At 53.5% G+C, this 17,804-nt stretch carries 15 protein-coding genes and 2 pseudogenes; 16 read left to right on the top strand and 1 reads right to left on the bottom strand.

All coding sequences use genetic code 11. The features are described from left to right. Positions 1-320: 320 nt before the first annotated feature. From MKP05_RS22165 to MKP05_RS20215, 16 genes and pseudogenes are all read left to right on the top strand, one after another. Positions 321-493 (top strand): annotated as a pseudogene (locus MKP05_RS22165) (transposase); the annotation flags it as partial. Positions 494-865: 372 nt separating this feature from the next. Beyond that, positions 866-1,636 (top strand): hypothetical protein, encoded by a 771-nt coding sequence (locus tag MKP05_RS20280; RefSeq protein WP_240569983.1) that lies wholly within the window; start codon positions 866-868, stop codon positions 1,634-1,636. Further along, positions 1,633-2,709 carry a glycosyltransferase family 4 protein gene (locus MKP05_RS20275; RefSeq protein WP_240569982.1) on the top strand — a complete coding sequence of 359 codons (1,077 nt, stop codon included), beginning with the start codon at positions 1,633-1,635 and terminating at the stop codon, positions 2,707-2,709. The genes MKP05_RS20280 and MKP05_RS20275 overlap by 4 nt, the downstream gene beginning before the upstream one ends. Then, on the top strand, positions 2,693-3,550 hold the full coding sequence (locus tag MKP05_RS20270; RefSeq protein ID WP_240569981.1) for a glycosyltransferase family 2 protein: 858 nt from the start codon (positions 2,693-2,695) through the stop codon (positions 3,548-3,550). The genes MKP05_RS20275 and MKP05_RS20270 overlap by 17 nt, the downstream gene beginning before the upstream one ends. After that, positions 3,547-4,152 (top strand): DEAD/DEAH box helicase family protein, encoded by a 606-nt coding sequence (locus MKP05_RS20265; RefSeq protein WP_240569980.1) that lies wholly within the window; start codon positions 3,547-3,549, stop codon positions 4,150-4,152. The genes MKP05_RS20270 and MKP05_RS20265 overlap by 4 nt, the downstream gene beginning before the upstream one ends. Next, positions 4,149-5,345 (top strand): hypothetical protein, encoded by a 1,197-nt coding sequence (locus MKP05_RS20260; RefSeq protein ID WP_240569979.1) that lies wholly within the window; start codon positions 4,149-4,151, stop codon positions 5,343-5,345. The genes MKP05_RS20265 and MKP05_RS20260 overlap by 4 nt, the downstream gene beginning before the upstream one ends. Then, positions 5,342-6,040 carry a hypothetical protein gene (locus MKP05_RS20255; RefSeq protein ID WP_240569978.1) on the top strand — a complete coding sequence of 233 codons (699 nt, stop codon included), beginning with the start codon at positions 5,342-5,344 and terminating at the stop codon, positions 6,038-6,040. The genes MKP05_RS20260 and MKP05_RS20255 overlap by 4 nt, the downstream gene beginning before the upstream one ends. A 176-nt stretch (positions 6,041-6,216) precedes the next feature. Next, positions 6,217-7,419: a hypothetical protein gene (locus MKP05_RS20250; protein ID WP_240569977.1), complete on the top strand. Its 1,203-nt coding sequence runs from the start codon at positions 6,217-6,219 to the stop codon at positions 7,417-7,419. Positions 7,420-7,557: 138 nt separating this feature from the next. Then, positions 7,558-7,677 (top strand): annotated as a pseudogene (locus MKP05_RS22160) (IS3 family transposase); the annotation flags it as partial. Between the two features lie 178 nt (positions 7,678-7,855). Continuing rightward, positions 7,856-8,977 (top strand): GDP-mannose 4,6-dehydratase, encoded by a 1,122-nt coding sequence (gene gmd / locus MKP05_RS20245; protein WP_240569976.1) that lies wholly within the window; start codon positions 7,856-7,858, stop codon positions 8,975-8,977. A gap of 2 nt (positions 8,978-8,979) precedes the next feature. Continuing rightward, positions 8,980-9,954, top strand: coding sequence for a GDP-L-fucose synthase (gene fcl, locus MKP05_RS20240; protein ID WP_240569975.1), 975 nt, complete (start codon positions 8,980-8,982; stop codon positions 9,952-9,954). A 6-nt stretch (positions 9,955-9,960) separates the two neighbouring features. Then, complete coding sequence (locus MKP05_RS20235; RefSeq protein WP_240569974.1) at positions 9,961-10,434, top strand: GDP-mannose mannosyl hydrolase; 474 nt, start codon at positions 9,961-9,963, stop codon at positions 10,432-10,434. 13 nt (positions 10,435-10,447) lie between these two features. Beyond that, positions 10,448-11,854 (top strand): mannose-1-phosphate guanylyltransferase/mannose-6-phosphate isomerase, encoded by a 1,407-nt coding sequence (locus tag MKP05_RS20230; RefSeq protein WP_240569973.1) that lies wholly within the window; start codon positions 10,448-10,450, stop codon positions 11,852-11,854. Beyond that, positions 11,854-12,618, top strand: a complete 765-nt coding sequence (locus MKP05_RS20225) for a glycosyltransferase family 2 protein (RefSeq protein ID WP_240569972.1) — start codon at positions 11,854-11,856, stop codon at positions 12,616-12,618. Before MKP05_RS20230 ends, MKP05_RS20225 begins: the two co-directional genes overlap by 1 nt. Before the next feature lie 97 nt (positions 12,619-12,715). Continuing rightward, on the top strand, positions 12,716-13,990 hold the full coding sequence (locus MKP05_RS20220) for a sugar transferase (protein WP_240569971.1): 1,275 nt from the start codon (positions 12,716-12,718) through the stop codon (positions 13,988-13,990). A gap of 124 nt (positions 13,991-14,114) precedes the next feature. Beyond that, positions 14,115-15,353 carry an O-antigen ligase family protein gene (locus MKP05_RS20215; RefSeq protein WP_240569970.1) on the top strand — a complete coding sequence of 413 codons (1,239 nt, stop codon included), beginning with the start codon at positions 14,115-14,117 and terminating at the stop codon, positions 15,351-15,353. 489 nt (positions 15,354-15,842) lie between these two features. On the opposite strand, the gene MKP05_RS20210 is transcribed toward MKP05_RS20215, so the two are convergent. Further along, positions 15,843-17,522, bottom strand: a complete 1,680-nt coding sequence (locus MKP05_RS20210) for an IS1634 family transposase (protein ID WP_240569969.1) — start codon at positions 17,520-17,522, stop codon at positions 15,843-15,845. Positions 17,523-17,804: the final 282 nt, after the last annotated feature.

Here is a 17,804-nt window from a genome sequence, read left to right as displayed (position 1 = left end):
AATTACCTGAAAGGGGAGACGCGTTTCAAGGGCGGCATCCGGCGGAAACAGAAGAAAGCGGCGCTGGATGAGACCTATCTGGCAGACATTCTCGCGGTGTAGGTTTTTTCATGCGTTTTCCCTGCTGCAGCAGGGTGCAGACTACCTGCTGCCGATGAAGGAAAACCAGCCCAGGGAAAACGTATGAAAAACCGTTCTACAAATAGGATCGCAGAACTTTACGAATAGGAGCAGGCGTTGTTCGATTGAGCTTTTGCCAACGGATGGCCTCATGCGGACACCTTCAGGTTGATACACTATCTTGAAGTGGTTCCATTGAAGCTGACAGGGGCTACGACGGTGATACTTTGCGCGAATACTGCGACCGGTATCGGATGAAATCGATCATCGCTCAGCGAAAAATGAACCGAAAGCCTCGGCTTAGACTGGCAAGGGTTTCGACAAGCCCTGGTACCGGCAGCGGAATATCATTGAGCGCTATTTCGGCTGGCTCAATTAGTTCCAGCGAATCTGCACGTGATATGACAAGCTGGCCATTAGCTTTCGTTCCATAGCGCTGTCTATGAGTTTATTTTTCGGACAAAAACGGCCTGAGTTATTTCACAAGCGGGTGGCCAATCACCCGGATCGGACACATAGATAAAGCTGTATGATGACATCATTAATTGATTTTTATTATTCAGGAACAAATAGGCTTCATGCTCTCACTGCATTACGTCATATTTACCCCCGCTACTCTCTGATACGTAGGATCGCCTATGTGGCTAATGCTATGAACCTGATACTTTCGCGGAGACTTCCGCGAGAGTTTCGCCGGATTCAATATCTGTTGCCAGAAATTACCACTTTTAAATCGGATGGCGCCATGGCCATTCTCATGCATAAGATTGAGCAAAATGGTCGTGTATATGCTTTTGAGTTTGATGGCAGGGGTGGGCTTCTGACGGTAGAAAAGATCGCGTTAACCAATGATGCCAAGATAGGAGTTGCACGTGAATATGCTGTATTGCTGAAGCTAGATAGTGCAGTATTACCTTTTCAAGTTCCACGCGTTGTTAATTTTCGAGATTCAAAGCAGGCTTGTATGCTATGTGTGAGTGCTGCCGATAGTGGGCTAAGCATCCACGATAAATCTAAGGGTCTACCAGACCTCTTGTTCGATGCGATCGCGTCATTACGCCCCATGGATTTTCCTGCGGTATTGCCGCGCAGCACCTTCGAATGGTTTGATGTATCTCTAGAGCGCGTCACGAACCCAGTGATAAGAAGGGTTGCACGGGAGATTACTTCTGATCACATGTTCGCCGTATGTGCCGCTCATTGCGACTTGGGCTCCGAAAATGTTTTTAGCAATGCAGAGGTCCAACCTGAGAACCCGAAATTTGCAGTTATCGACTGGGAACTATTCACAGAAACGGCGCCTGCTATGACCGACCGCGTTGGGTTTTGGCTTGGTCAGCACCACCGAAAATTCAAACGTGAGATTGGTGCTTGGGATAGCAAGGTCGCCGCGTCCCATTTTCTCAACACCTTCAGAGATGCTCCGGGCGGGATTGCAGCAGCAACTCTTGCACTGCTTGGTCTTCTCAATATGGGTAATGACCTGGCTGAGCGGCTTTGTGGGGTCACGAAATGATTCTCCTTGATAACTTTGTATTCGAATTGCAGTCCGTGGGCGGCGTTAGTAAGTACTGGGCTAAGAACATCGAGAGGTTAGATCGTGCTGCACTAGATATAACTTTTCTTGAAGGACCCGACGTGAAAAACAATGCGTTCCGTAGAGACCTAACCTTTACACAACCCGTCATAACGGAAAGGGGAACAGTAACGGTGCGCCGTGTTCGCGGGCCGCAGGTAGTATCGGATGTGTTTCATTCCAGTTATTATCGTGTCTCAAAGAATTCGAAATTCAATATTGTCACAATTCACGATTTCATGAATGAGAAATTCCCATCCAGCTTCCGCGACCCGATACTTGCCAGGATCAAGAAGCGTGCCTGTCGTCATGCGGACCGGATCGTTGTTGTCTCCGAGTGCACTAGGAAAGATCTTTTGCGACACTACCCTGATGTGGACCCAGGAATCGTCGAGGTGATTTATAATGGTGCAGACGAAGAGTTCTTTCCGGAGCCAATTTCCGAACCCTTCAATGTAATGGGTGAACGAATCGTGCCGTTCAGATACTTCCTGTATGTCGGCACGCGGGGATACTGCAAAAACTTCCCCTATGTTCTGTCAATATTGGCTAAAGCATGGTCAAAAGGATTGGAATATCGTCTTGTCATCGTAGGCGGTGGCCCACTATCTTCTAGGGAGCTAGCTAGTGCCGCCGCCTTAGGGCTCCCTCCAACCACCTTTCTGCAGATCTCCGGAATTGATAATGCCACTTTGCGCCGGCTCTATAGCAATACTTCTGCCTTACTCATTCCATCCATCTACGAAGGGTTCGGTCTGCCAGCACTTGAGGCGGCTCGATGTGGAGCACTTGTGCTTGCTTCACGTGGCTCAGCTCTAGATGAAATCATCGGCGAAACCGACTATGCCTTTGACCTGAACGCAAAGAATGAGATACCTCGCGTGCTGTCTCTTGGATTCGATAATGCAAATGCCGAAGCGGAGCGCGCCCGCTTGCTCAAGCGATCAGACATGTTCAGTTGGGATCGCTCCGTCAAACGCCTAATTGAGATATACGATGAGCTTGGTCACTGAAAAACTCCCAATTACGGTAGTGATTCTCACAAAGAATGAGGAGATGGTGGTTGCGCGTGCTATCGAGTCGGCGCTTAACGACTACGCCGAAGTTATCGTGCTTGACAGCTTCAGCGATGATAATACAGTTAATATTGCGCGACAGGCTGGTGCCGCCGTGATTCAAGAACCTTTCAAGGGCTACGCAAGCCAGCGTAATTTCGCCTTGAAAGACATGCCAAAATCAAATGAATGGATATTTTTTCTTGATGCGGACGAGATGATCTCTGAGCCGCTTACTGCAGAGCTTCGCCGAGATTTTGCGCAGATCAAGTCTGGAAACTTCGGCATGGGCTACGTGCGCCGCAAAGATTTTTTTATGGGCCGTTGGATCCGCCGCTCGTCAGGTTACCCAACTTGGTTCGGGCGGCTCTGTCATGCGTCATCCGTGCGGGTAGAGCGCGAGATTAACGAAGAATACCGCTGTGACCGCCCGGTAATGCGGCTGTCAGGGCACCTGTTACACTATCCATTCGCAAAGGGCGTATCCTACTGGATGGAACGGCACAACCGGTATTCCACAGCCGAGGCTGTGGAAAAAATTCGGGGAGTCAAGAGCGGGTACGGACTAATCTTTTCCCACGATCCGGGATTGCGGCGCAAGGGGTTGAAACAGATATATATGAGGCTCCCATTCCGGCCGCTCATTGGGTTCCTGTACTTATACTTTTTCCGCGGTGGCTTTCTTGATGGAAAAGCAGGTCTTCGTTTCGCACTCCTGCGGACATTCTACGAACTCCTGATAAGTATAAAATATGACGAGATGGTCGCCGAGAGAAGTGAAGCTGAGAACAGAAAATGAATCGTGTATGCTACATTGTTGTTCTGGGCCCGGATGGTAGTGGTAAGACCACAATTGCCGATCGGTTAGCCGAATCACTTTCGAAGAATTATTCGGTGCACCGTATGAATTTTGCGTTCGGGATTATGCCATCTATCTCCCGAGTTTTGGGTCGCGCGCCGCGCCAGGCTGTACCCGAGGGAAAGCTTGATGCAGGCATGGTTCGTCCTCTCAGACCTGCTAAGGCAGTGCTTCTCGGCATTTGGTACGGAATTGATCACGTACTAGGTCATATTACGGTGCGCCGTGCAAAGCCCGGCGAGGTAATTGTTTTTGCGCGCTCATATCATGACTTCCTTTACCAGCGCGCCTATCTAAAACTACCCTGCGTCGTACCACGCCTGTTCCTCGCTCTTGGGCCGAAACCCGACCTCGTCGTGACACCGCTACGTGATCCTGTGGTTATCAACGAAGGAAAGCCCGAGCTGACCATCGATGAAATAACTGAACAATATGATCGAATTACGAGTAGGCTAAGTTCCTATTCGTATTTCAGTGAAATCGATGCCAATGTTGGTGCAGAATATGCGGTTAAAAAGATTCGCGAAAGGATTGGTCTATGAGATCAAAGACCGTCCTGCTGTCTCTCGGCGAGCAGATTTTCGCCAGTGGCTTTACATTCTTCCTGTTTCTAGTGGCCGTACGCCAACTCGATCAGACTGCGCTGGAAATCTACACCGGGCTCTTTAGTCTCAACCAGTCCTTCAGTTTCTTTCTTTTCGGACTGGTGTTGTTGCCCATGGCATCCAGTGCTGGGGAGGACGCTGGAAAACACCTTGGCGTCTCCATCGTGCTGCTGGTAATTTTGTTATTGGTCTTTGCACTCGCAAGTCCGCTAGCGATGAATTTCTTTACAAGTTTCGAGGGGCGGATTACGCCTCAGTTATGGTTGCTGGCACTGGGATTTTTTGCATCGCAATGTGCTTACGAGGCTGCCCGCTGGCTAACTATCCGCCTGAAGGGCTCGCGCTCCGCATGTCCCGTAACGATGACACGTTTTGCTCTGTTCTTTTCCGGTATGTTTTTGATTGGAGCAGAACAGCTCGACGCAACGAACTTTACCCTTATGCAGATAGTGGTGAATGCCATGGCGGTGATCGGCTTTACCTTTGCCATGCGCGACGCTCTTCATGAAGTACATCCATCACTGCCGGATCGTAGTGCCATTCGCCACCTAGCAAACTTAGGTACGGCTGTTGCCAACTTCGCAACAAATTTCGCGACAGTGATATTAGTTGACCGTGGTCTCGGTGAGGCAGGTCTAGCAGCCTTTCAGGGGCTGCGTTCAGCCACGAATCCAATTGGACTAATAAGTCAAGTGATCGATAATCACTTCAGTGCGGAACTTGCACGCTCGGGGCGCAGCTTCACAGAGACGGATCGCATTAAAAGAGTTGCGCTGACGGGTTCGGCAATTCTGCTGACGTTGGCAACTCTGCTTGGGCCTCAGATCGTCAATCTACTTTTTGGTGACCGCTTCGCTGAGTACTGGGTGCTGCTGCCACTGCTGTTGATGGCATCGTTGAGCCATGCCCTGACGCGGCCAATTTTCGTCAAGTGGCGCTTGGCAGACGGCATACATGCGCTCAATATGTATAGTTTTGTACAGATTACCGTGGTACTGCCCATACTGGCCGGACTGGGCTGGGCGGGATGGACCTATGCGATGGTCGCATTCTTTGCTCTTCTGCCGGTTACCGCTGTAATAGTGAACATATCATACTACAATAAACGGACAGGTAATCTTAAATTATGACCGTCATGCCTCCACTTAACACCGCTCCTCAGGTTCTTACTGCGCTCCTGCAGGCACTCGGGCCTGCCATGCCCTTCGTTATTCTGCGAAATTACGAGGGGTTGCCTGATGACTGGAACAATGATGTTGACATATTGATACGGCCGGACGATCTGGCGAAAGCGCAAGGCATTGTCCTGGCCACACTGCGTAATAGCCCCTATGCCGAGCAAGCATGCGTAATGGAAAGGCTTAATTTTTGGTCTATCAGTATGCCCTGCGAAGACCGTACGCTTGTTGTGGACTTTATGACTTCAATGACCAAGTGTTGGTTTACCTATGCCGATAACGAAGCCATTTTTTCGGCTTGCAGGCCTAGACATGCGCTTTTCTCGGTTCCTGACCCACTACATGAATTATTGCTGATCGCCGCAAAGGAGCTTTTTGCTTATGGAAGCATTCGCTCGCGTTATCATAAACGGCTGGCCGGACACAATAAGGAAGAGAGTCTGAAAGGTGCAATGTCGCTATTTTCCAACTACTTGACTAAGCGGGGTTGCCGTCTAATCGCAAGCGCATTGACAGATCCGAACGTTACCGGAAGACCAGGCTTGCGACCTACGACTGTTCTGAGCCCACGCGCAATGCTGGCTTGGGTTCATAAGAGGAGTAACCGCAGGCGACCGCTTGTGTTCGATATCAGTAAGACCTCATGACCGGCAAATAAGAATCCGCTATGTCGCTGTGGCTCCAGCCAACTTCCTGTTCTACCTATAACAACGACAGCAATTTGTCAAGATGCTTGAGTCTGCCCCATTATGATTGGAAATGTGGAATTGAAAACCTGTTCGTACCGGATTTTTTTATCAAAAATAGAATATAGGGATGCGCGGTGACAAAGGTTATGCACCTTTTCTTTATATATACGTTTGCTATTGTTTATCCGTTTATTAATGTGGTCATCAATACAGATATATGGCCGGAAAATATTCAGTTTATTGATCAAATAATACGTCATGGGGCTGTGCTAATTGTTGCGATGTCTGGAATTGTTCACCACAGGCTATACCTAAGCGAATCTCCAAGGCTTCGCCAAATTATAATTGTTGCATTGTTGATTTCTTTGTCTCTGTTATGTGTTGAAATATTAAAGTCGATGGTGGTTGGTGTCGTAAATTACATGAGAATATATTCCTCTTTGGGGGTTTTTTTGTTGGTTGCCTTTGGTGCTGCAATATCGCACCCGACAGTCAGTAAAAAATTCTTCAGTATGCTCATGCTTTCTTTTGGTGTGAGTTTGTTTGTCGTATCAATAGTGGCATTAGGTGACGGAAGCGAACTATCGACATCAGTTTACGGACGTGAGCGATATCTGTTCGGCTATAGCCACCCTGGACGACTTGCGCAGCACCTATTTATTGTGGCTCTTGTTTTGCTGTTTGTTGCTGACGTTAGAAAAAGCGTAAAAATATTCTTTATTATTGTCATCTCTGTGCTTGTTATAATGACGTCTACAAGATTGGTTGAGTTGATGCTTGCGTTCCTCATCTTTTTCAAGATTCTACAGAAAATAAGATTCGGTTTATTTTTATATATGTGTATGGCGATCATAATGGTTGCGTTTGCAGGGGTTGCGCTGTTCACCGTGGATGACAAAGTAGTCTACTATGCTACGTCAGGCAGGGTTTCATGGTGGCTCACTTCTATTTCACTGAATGTAAGTGATTTTACTCCCATTGAATACATTCTTGGATCTTTTGGAGAGTTAGTAGCAAACCTTGAGCATGTGGCTGGCGATTATGGCAATAGAGTAACTATGTTTCGTATTGATAATGGTTACATTGAAGTTTTTTATTTGCATGGGCTGTTTGGGCTTATTGTTGTTCTTTCTTACTTGTTTATTTTAATGGGGGCAAGCAGCTTGAAGCTTAATGACAGATTCGCGTTGGTCGCGGTTTTTGCGTTTTTCTCCTTTTCGGAATCGGGGCTATTTACTATAGGTAGTGCTATGAGTTTAATATTGGTTTCCCTGATAATACGGAAGGCATATTTAGGAATACGCTGCATAAACCGTTCCCCCCTCCCTACCGGCTGATTGCCGGTGACGGGGTGGAATTCAGTTTCTTAGCCACTGGCTTACTTAAATCCCCATGAATCAAACCTCATTCTCCTAGGCCGAGCACCAGAACAAGAAGCTCAGCCAGACGGCATCCTGTGCCCTGTCTGCAGCATGAGCGCGTACGACAACGCCTGTGACGAGAGTTCCTTTTACAGCTGCAAGGTTGAAGCGGCACATGGTGAACGATTCGGTACCTGGGCGGCGATGCGGCGGCAAGTGATCGAGTACATCGAGATGTAGTACAATTAGTAATTTCGGCACATTGAGATTATGATGATCAGCCCGAGGAATTCAAGACCATATAAGTCGTTTAGACTGATGTCCACAAATACTGGTCATGATCACTTCTTCTAGAAGGTCCATGCCGCTTTGCCAGGCAAAGTGCGATAAACTATTGAATAAGAGATTTAAAATGTGTAAGCGTGCATTAATAACAGGGATTACTGGGCAAGATGGTTCATACCTCGCCGAGTTCCTGCTCGAGAGAGGCTATGTGGTTCATGGCATCAAGCGCCGTGCGTCGCTGTTCAATACCCAGCGTGTGGATCATATCTATCAAGATCCGCACGTTGAGAACCAAAACTTCGTGCTGCACTACGGCGATATGTCTGATTCCTCTAATTTGATCCGGATTATCCAGCAAGTGCAGCCAGACGAGGTTTACAATTTGGCAGCGCAGTCCCATGTAGCGGTGAGCTTCGAATCGCCGGAGTATACCGCCGATGTGGATGCACTAGGCACGCTGCGCCTCTTGGAGGCAATTCGCCTGTTAGGACTTGAGAAAAAGACACGCTTCTACCAGGCTTCTACCTCCGAGCTTTTCGGTGAAGTACAGGAAACCCCCCAGCGCGAGACTACGCCTTTCTATCCCCGCTCACCGTATGCGGCGGCCAAGCTTTATGCCTACTGGATTACCGTGAACTATCGTGAGTCCTATGGCATGTATGCCTGTAACGGAATCCTGTTCAATCACGAATCCCCGAGGCGCGGTGAGACCTTTGTGACGCGCAAGATCACCCGTGGCTTGGCCAATATCGCCCAAGGGCTGGAAGCGTGTTTGTACATGGGGAATATGGATGCGCTGCGTGACTGGGGGCATGCCAAGGATTATGTACGAATGCAGTGGATGATGCTGCAACAGGATGAGCCCGAGGATTTTGTGATTGCCACCGGAAAGCAGATCTCGGTGCGTGACTTCATCCGCCTGAGTGCCGCCGAGCTGGGCATCACGCTTCGATTCGAAGGGACGGGGGTCGAGGAGGTCGCCATTGCCGAGGAAGTGAGAGGCAATAAGGCACCCGCGCTGAAGCCCGGAGATGTCATCGTGCGGGTTGACACGCGCTACTTCCGTCCCGCCGAGGTGGAGACCCTGCTGGGCGACCCCGCCAAGGCCAAGGCCAAGTTGGGCTGGGAACCAGAGATCACCGTCGAAGAGATGTGCGCAGAGATGGTGGCCGAGGACCTCAAGGTCGCCAAACGTCATGCTCTGCTCAAGCAGCATGGCTATGAGATACCGGTTAGCGTGGAGGGCTGAGCATGACGCGTGATCTCGATCAAACCGTCTTCGTGGCTGGGCACCGGGGGATGGTGGGCTCGGCAATCGTGCGGCGTCTGGAATCACTCGGGTATACTCGGATCCTTACGGCGGGTCGTGATGATCTCGATCTGAACCGGCAAGCCCAGGTCGACGCCTTTTTCCAGACGCATGATATCGACCAAGTCTATCTTGCCGCGGCCAAGGTGGGAGGCATACAGGCCAATAATAGCTATCCGGCGGAGTTCATCTACGAGAATCTGATGATCGAGTCGAATGTGATTCAGGCGGCACATCGAGCCGGGGTCCATAAGCTGCTGTTCCTGGGATCGTCTTGTATCTATCCCAAGCTGGCCGAACAGCCGATGCGCGAGGACGCACTGTTGACGGGGACGCTGGAACCGACCAACGAACCCTATGCCATTGCCAAGATTGCCGGGATCAAGCTCTGTGAAAGCTATAACCGCCAATATGGGTGTGACTACCGGAGCGTGATGCCGACTAATCTTTATGGCCCCCACGACAACTTTCATCCCGAAAACTCGCATGTGATCCCTGCCTTGCTGCGCCGCTTCCACGAAGCGAAACTACGCGGTGACGAAGAAGTGGTGGTATGGGGCAGTGGCAAGCCCAGGCGTGAGTTACTGCATGTCGATGACATGGCGGCAGCCAGCGTGCATGTCATGGGGCTGGACCCGGACACCTATACGGCCAATACCGACCCGATGCTGTCGCATATTAATGTCGGTACCGGCGTTGACTGTACCATCCGCGAATTGGCCGAGACCGTCGCCCGCGTGACGGGGTTTCCTGGCCGCTTGCAGTTCGATGCCAGCAAACCCGATGGCGCGCCGCGTAAGCTGCTGGATGTGTCACGACTGAAAACCCTTGGCTGGCAAGCCGGCATATCCTTGGAGGCCGGATTAGCGGATACTTATCGCTGGTTTCTGGAGCATCAGGATCGTTTTCGTGGCTGATATCGTATGTGGTTGAGCAATAGCGACTTTTCTCAGGTGGTTGCGCATACCCCGTTGGTGTCTTTGGATTTTGTGATCACCAATGCCTCGGGGGAGTGGCTGCTTGGGCAACGGTTCAATCGCCCTGCCCAAGGCCAATGGTTCGTGCCGGGGGGCCGTGTTCGGAAAGATGAAACGCTCGATGCCGCCGCGTTACGCCTGACAACCGAGGAGTTGGGACAGAGACGCTCGTTGGCGGACATGCACTTTCTTGGGGTGTATGAACACTTCTATACCGACAGCCAATTCGATTCGGACGTGTCGACCCATTACGTGGTCCTGGCCTACCACTTCAGTTCGTCGCCGGAGTTGGCCAGGCTTCCACGAGAACAGCATGGCCAGTACCAATGGTGGTTGCCTGATGAGATAGGTGTGTGTGAAGACGTGCATGCCAATACCTTGGGTTACTTGCCAGCCATTTCTTCTCTCTTTGTTGGATAAGGACATTCCGATCATGATCACTCCCGTCATCATGGCCGGAGGCAGTGGTTCACGGCTATGGCCGCTGTCCCGGAGATTGCACCCCAAGCAGTTTTTACCGCTGACCGGCGAGGGCAGCATGCTACAGGAAACGCTCAAGCGGCTGGCTCTGCTTGAGCATCATGCACCTCTATTGATCTGCAACGAGGAACATCGGTTCCTGGCGGCCGAACAGATCCGCCAGTTGTGCATCAATGATGCAAAAATCCTCTTGGAGCCGGCAGGCCGTAATACTGCCCCGGCGATTGCGCTTGCGGCGCTTCATGCAGTGGAGCAGGATCCAGAAGCGCTGTTACTGGTGCTGCCCGCCGATCACCTGATCGAAGATGTGGCGCCATTCCATGAAAGCGTGAACCATGCTCGCCAACTGGCCGAGACAGGCCAACTGGTGACCTTCGGGGTGGTCCCCCAGCACCCTGAAACCGGCTACGGCTATATTCAGCGTGGCGAACCGCAAGGCAGCCATGGTTTCAAGGTCAAGCGCTTCGTCGAAAAACCCGATCGTGCTACGGCGCAAGACTATCTGGAAACCGGCGATTACTACTGGAACAGTGGTATGTTCCTGTTCCGGGCGGATCGCTACCTGGAGGAACTGGAGCGATTCCAACCGGAGATGGTCGCGGCTTGTCGCGCGGCCTTGAACGGAGCCACCCAGGATCTCGACTTTACCCGCCTCGATGCCGAGGCCTTCAGGTCATGCCCGGCAGATTCCATTGACTATGCGCTGATGGAACGCACGGAGCACGCCAGCATGGTGCCCCTGGATGCCGGGTGGAGCGATATCGGCTCTTGGTCAGCGTTGTGGGAAGTGAGCGATAAGGATGATCATGGCAATGTGATCCATGGGGATGTCATGATCCAGGACGGCAACAACCTGATGATACATGCCGACCACCGGCTGGTGACGACGGTTGGCGTGGATGACCTGGTGGTGGTCGAGACCAAGGATGCTGTGTTGGTTGCTCACAAGAACCGGGTGCAGGAAGTCAAGAGCATCGTTGAACGGCTAAAGGCTGAAGGCCGTGACGAGCACGAGAACCACCGCGAGGTCTATCGGCCCTGGGGCATGTATGACTCCATCGATAATGGGCTTCGCTATCAAGTCAAACGCATCACCGTGAAGCCTGGTGCCAAGCTCTCGGTGCAGATGCATCATCATCGCGCCGAACATTGGGTGGTGGTTTCGGGTACGGCCAAGGTGACCAACGGCGAAAAAAGCTACTTGGTCAGTGAAAATGAATCGACTTATATTCCGATCGGTCAGATTCATGCCTTGGAAAATCCTGGCGTTATCCCTCTGGAATTGATAGAAGTGCAGTCGGGCTCCTATTTGGGGGAAGATGATATCGTGCGCTTCAATGATCTCTATGGCCGCTGCTAATGACACAACCAATCAAAATCTCAATTATCACCGCTTGTTACAACAGTGAAAAAACCATAGGTGAAGCCATCGCTTCCTTGAAGCGTCAGAGTTGGCCTAATGTTGAGCATGTTGTCGTCGATGGCCTGTCCAGTGATGCCACGGTCGATATCGCGCGCCAAACCCTTGATGAGGCTGATGTTTTAATTTCAGAAAAGGATAAGGGCATTTATGATGCCTTGAACAAGGGAATCAAGCATGCGACTGGCGATGTGGTGGGCTTCTTGCACTCCGATGATCTCTATGCGCATGACAATGTCTTGAGCCATGTGGCTGAAAGCTTTGCCGATCCAGGAAAAGGCGCAGTATATGGTGATTTGGAATATGTGAGCGCCATTGATACGACAAAAATTGTCCGCTATTGGAAGTCTGGAAGCTTCAATCAAAAGAAGCTCAAGCGTGGTTGGATGCCACCACACCCTACCTTCTTCATGAGGCGTGATCTGTACAATGAGCTAGGTGGCTTTGATCTGGAGTTCCGGATTTCTGGCGATTACGATGCATTGTTACGATATTTGAGTAACGGTAAGGTTTCTGTCAGTTATTTGTCCGAGGTCTTGGTCAAGATGCGTGTGGGTGGTGTGAGCAATCGCAGCCTGTCATCGATCATGAAAAAGACCCGAGAAGATATTGATGCCATGGCTCGTAATGACATCAACCCTTGGTTTGCGCTTGGTTATAAGAATCTTTCAAAGATTCCTCAATTTTTTCGACGCCACAGGTAGATTTTAGGTGCGCTAGACATAAATAAACAAGGTAATCCCCCGGCTTGGCCGGGGGTGCTTACTTTTCATCAGGGTTACTTTTTCGTAAGGGGTTGATGTGCGCACTGATTTTGAACGCCGCCACTCTCGGTGGTATGAAAAAATTCTTCTGGGAGTGCCTTTTCAGCTACTGATCGGATTGCCGTTGGTGGTGATGCTGCCGTCGCTTGAGCGCTGGGGGTGGGAGTTCTGGCATTACTTGCCTGATGTGCGGCGTAATACCATCGCCGCCATTATCCTGGCGTTTATTGGTATCCTGTTTACGCTAAGGCGCTTGGCCAGGTTTCCTGGATCCCAGGTCGTCGCCTACATTGCCCCCACGGTCACTATCTACTTTCTCGTGATGGTAGCCATCCTGTTTTTTACGCGGGAGGGCTATACTCGCCAAGTCATGTTCAGTGGCTATTTGGCGTGCTTGTTGTGGTTTTTCGCCGGTCATTTTATCGGCAAGCGCTATCGGCGCTTGAAGCTGGCCGTGGTGCCGCTGGGGGAGGCACTGAAGCTTCAGGGCACTCGACAAATCGAGTTGAGGTATCTCGATAAGCCGGAACTGGATCGGGTAAGGTTTGATGCTATCGTGGCGGACCTGCATGCGGAAGACCTGACTCCCGAGTGGGAGAAGTTCCTGGCCAAGTGCACGCTGGCCCACATCCCGGTTTACAACGTTAAGCAGGTGCAGGAGTCGGTCACCGGCCGGGTGCGCATCCAGCATCTCTCCGAGAATGAATTCGGTAGCCTGCTGCCGTCCTCGCTCTACCAGGGGTTCAAGCGGGTGGTGGATTTCTTCGGGGCTCTCGTGCTGATTCCGCTGCTGTCGCCGATCATGCTGGCCACGGCGGTTGCCATCAAGCGCGATAGCCCGGGCCCCGTGCTCTTCGTGCAGGAGCGCATGGGCTATCGGGGCGTGCCGTTCAAGGTCTACAAGTTCCGCAGCATGCGCTGCGATCACCACGGCAAGGGTTTTACCGAGGGGGAGGACGATCCCCGGATCACCCGGGTGGGGCGCGTGATTCGCAAGTACAGGCTGGATGAGTTGCCGCAGCTGTTCAATGTGCTGAAGGGTGAGATGAGCTTCATCGGCCCCCGGCCCGAGTCGCTGGCGCTGTCCGAGTGGTATGAGAAGGACGTGCCCTTCTTCAGCTACCGTCACGTGGTGCGGCCGGGCATCTCGGGCTGGGCCCAGGTGGAGCAGGGCTATGCGGCGGAGGTCGACGGCATGACCGCCAAGCTGCAGTACGACTTCTACTACATCAAGCATTTTTCGCTATGGATCGACGTGCTGATCACTTTCAAGACACTGAAGACCATTTTCACCGGCTTCGGGGCCAGATAGCCTGAATGCCGGAGTGACATGCTATACAATCGCGCGGGCGCCTTCAGGGCGCCCGCGGCGTTTCCGGGCAGGGCATGTGCCCGGGAACCGCCATTCTTGCAACCCATCGGTGTCGTCCAATCCCATGAATTCTGTCTTTTCCCGCGAGCGTGCCGTCAGTCTGAACGCCGGGGCGCTGTTCCTGGTGCTGGTGCTGCTGATCGCCACGCCCGTGCGCAGCCATATCGTCATCGCGCTGGTGATGCTCTATGCCCTCGCCTACCTGGTCGTCCATCGTGCCAGCCTGGCGGTGAACCGCTTCGACTGGGCGGTGATCGGCCTGATCAGCCTGTATCTGGTCTCGCAGCTACCGGCGTTCGTGCTGGCTGACTTCGAGAGCCGCTACCTGAGCGCGCCCCTGCACATGGTGGCCTCCATCCCTGTCTACTTGATGTTGCGCCATGCCGCGCCGGCGATCTCGCTCGGCCAATACCGGCGCTGGCTGGAGGGGGGGGCGGTGATCGGCAGCCTCGGCGGCGCGCTGCTGGCGCTCTATCAGACCCAGTGGCTGGGCTGGCATAGGGCGGATGGTTTCCTGTTCAGCATCAACTTCGGTTACCTGGCCTGTGCCCTGGCGTTCATCTGCGCGGCCCTGATGCGCGGTTCCACGCATAAAGCCTGGTTGCTGCTGGGGGCGCTGGCCGCCACGCTGTCCGTCATCCTCACCCTGACCCGCGGCGCGATCCTGGCCGTGCCGCTGCTGCTGGGGTGGTTGCTGGTGTTGAACGCCGACCGTCTCGGCTGGCACCGCTTGATCGCCACCGGCGTGGCCTTTTTGATGCTGGTGTTCGGTAGCTATTTCATACTTCCGACAGTACAAGATCGTGTTGACTACACTATATTAGAATTTAGCAAGATTATTCGACATGATTTTTCTGGTACCTCAAGTGGTGGCCGCATTGAGCTCTGGACTTCTGCGATAAGAGCATTTATTGAGCGCCCCCTAATCGGGTTGACTTACAATGAGCGTGAGGCACTAAATGCTACTTTGGTAGATCAAGGGGCTCTTACGGAGTGGGTGCTGACTGTGAGTCGTAGTCATGCCCATAGCCAGTACTTCGAGATGCTGGCCACCGGCGGGGGGCTCGGCATCGTGGCCTTGCTGGGCTATCTGGTGGCGCCGGGGCTGTATCAGTTCCGGCTCTATCGGCAGGACCGCTCCAATACCTATGCGCTGACCGGGCTGCTGTTCACCTCCGGGTTCGGGATTTATGGCCTGACGGAAGTTGCCCTGCAGCACGAGATGATCGCGGCCTTCTATGCCTATGTCCAGGTGACGCTGTTGGTGCTTGCGCTGAAGCACCGCGAGACCCGCGCTGCATGACACCGAGGCAGCGCCTGGCGCTGTGGCGGCTGCGCTGGCGCAACCGGGGCTCGCCGCGGGCAATTAGGTCGCCATCCATCCACGCACCCGGATTCGGCACTGTCGCATCGAGATCCAGGGGCGTGACCCCTCGGCGATCACGCCATCGTCGGCATCGGCAGCGTGGTGACTCAGGCTATCGGCGCCGGGGAAGTGGCCGCCGGGAATCCGGCTCGGGTGGTCAGGCGTGAGGTGAGCTGAGCTGAGCGGTTGATTTGCTGGCCGTGCTGGGGCGGTGGCTGTCCGGCCGCCACAAGGCAAGGCTCCATCAGGATATTCGCGATATCTTCGTCGACAACCTGCCCCATGTACTACCGCCTGGGCGCCGGGCGGCGGCTGGCACCGTCAGGGAAAACGCATGAAAAACCGCGCTATGACGGGCTTCCCCGAGTTCGACAGATAGAAGCGTAAACTGCTGATTTACCTGAAAACGCGTTGTCAAAATTGGCACTACAAGCGTGATGCAGCAGGTGCCGGCAGGCCAATCGCCTCGAAAAGGTCGCGTTGTTCAGGCTTCAATTTGGTCAGGCCGCTCGCCGTCTCGCGACGATGAAGCAGGACCTGGTGGAACTGGATCTTGCGGGCAATCTCCAGTGCCCGCGTAGGCGACAGCGGATGATGGCTCGCCTTCAGCCGCATCCTGAGCACCCGGTAAAGCACCAGGGCGAGGAAGCAGATCAGGGCATGGGCGCGGATGCGATCCGGTAGCCGGTGGTAGACCGGCGCGATCTCGATGTCGCTCTTCAGCACTCGGAAGCCGCGCTCGATGTCAGCCAGCGCCCGGTAGCGCTCCACGATCTGTTGTGGCTCATGATCGGCCATGTTGGTGACCAGAAGCAGCTTGCCATCCAGCATCCTGGCGCGATCGAGCGCTCGCTGATCCAGCACGTAGTTGAACGTCTCGGCCGTCAGGTCGACCTTGAGAATATGACCAAGGTGAGCGTCAGTGACGGCCTTGTAGAACCTGGCCGTCACGCCGGCATCAGAGAGCTTTCTGCCGCGATAGCGACGCCCGGCATCCTGGTTATCCAGCTTCTCGAACCACTGGCGAGCATCAGCCTGCAGTGCCTCGATCTTTTGATCGCGCGCTGCCGTCTGCACCTTGGCGACCTCCGGCCGGTGCGCCACGATCAACCGATGGTCCTGCCATGCCATCTCGCCGTAGGCTTCGCGATCGGCGTCCTGGCAGTGGGTCTGATGGAACGCCTTCAGCAGGTCATCAAACTCGCTGTAGCGACGACCCGGAACCGCCAGGATAAACTCGAGGTGGCGCCCATCGATCTTTACGGCTGACAAGGCGTCGAGGTTATCGAGGGAGAGCAGCCCACGGTCGGCCACCAGCACGACACGGCGGACATTGAAGCGCTTGACCATGGTCTCGATGGTCGGCAGCAGCGTCTTGGTTTCCGCGACGTTGCCATCGAATACCTCATGGTGGATGGGCAGGCCTTCCGCCGTCTGCACGACGCCCAGCATGAACTGTCGGGCGATCCCGCCCTCCTTCGAGGGACCATAATGGCGGACATCACCATCGAGTGAGGTACTGCCTTCTGCCCGGATCGTGGTGAGATCATAGAAGACGATCGACAGCTCTTGATCGATCAACGGCTTGAGCTGCTGTGCCAGCACGTCATTGAGGGCTTCGCTGCAGTCCGACAGAGTGTCCATGGTGCGCAGCAGGTGCTGATGACTGATCGAGGCCGTGTCGACGTCGGGTACCAGCACATCTTCCAGCCAGCGCAGCACACCGAGCTTCGATTCGGGGTCACAGAGGCGGTTGAACACCATGACCCGCAGCAGCCGCTCGGCATCGAACTGCCGCTTGGTGCGCAGCACCCGCCGGAAGGCGTCATCCAATCCAAGCTCTTTCCAGAGCGACGTCAGCAGCCAGGTATCGCCAACGGATCGCGCCGGCGCGAAGTCGGTCTCGCCGGTGCCCTCATCGAGGGTCGGCTGGCCGGATGCCCGCAGCAAGCCATTGATCAGCGCGCTGGATTCGCCGGCCGTGACGGCCTCGAGGCGACCCAGCGTCGCGATCACGCGTTGGCGCGACTTGCCGGCCTCGTCGCGGTAGGACTCGACGAGCTTCACGTAGCGGCGCGGGCCGGATTTGGTGACTTTGACGAACATGTCACCACCATAGACCGGCGATCATGTGACTGACAAGGCGCCGAGAGAAAAACGTGTCACTACAAAGATTTTGCCCGTGACTTGCTAAGTCACTGAATTCTCAGACCACAGGCGTCGAATTCAGGCCAAAATCGGGCTGGAAGTGTCGAACTCGGGGGCTTCGTAGCGCTTTACCAGTAGGAGCTAATGTGGTCATCTAACGGCTTTTGCTCATGGATGACTCATGCTGACACCGTCCCTTATGCACCATTTATCGATCGTTCCCGACTTCCGCCAGGCCTG

Source organism: Halomonas flagellata, assembly GCF_022487945.1.
In the GTDB taxonomy this organism is placed as follows: Bacteria; Pseudomonadota; Gammaproteobacteria; order Pseudomonadales; family Halomonadaceae; genus Halomonas; species Halomonas flagellata.
This window is presented reverse-complemented; position numbering and strand designations above follow the sequence as displayed.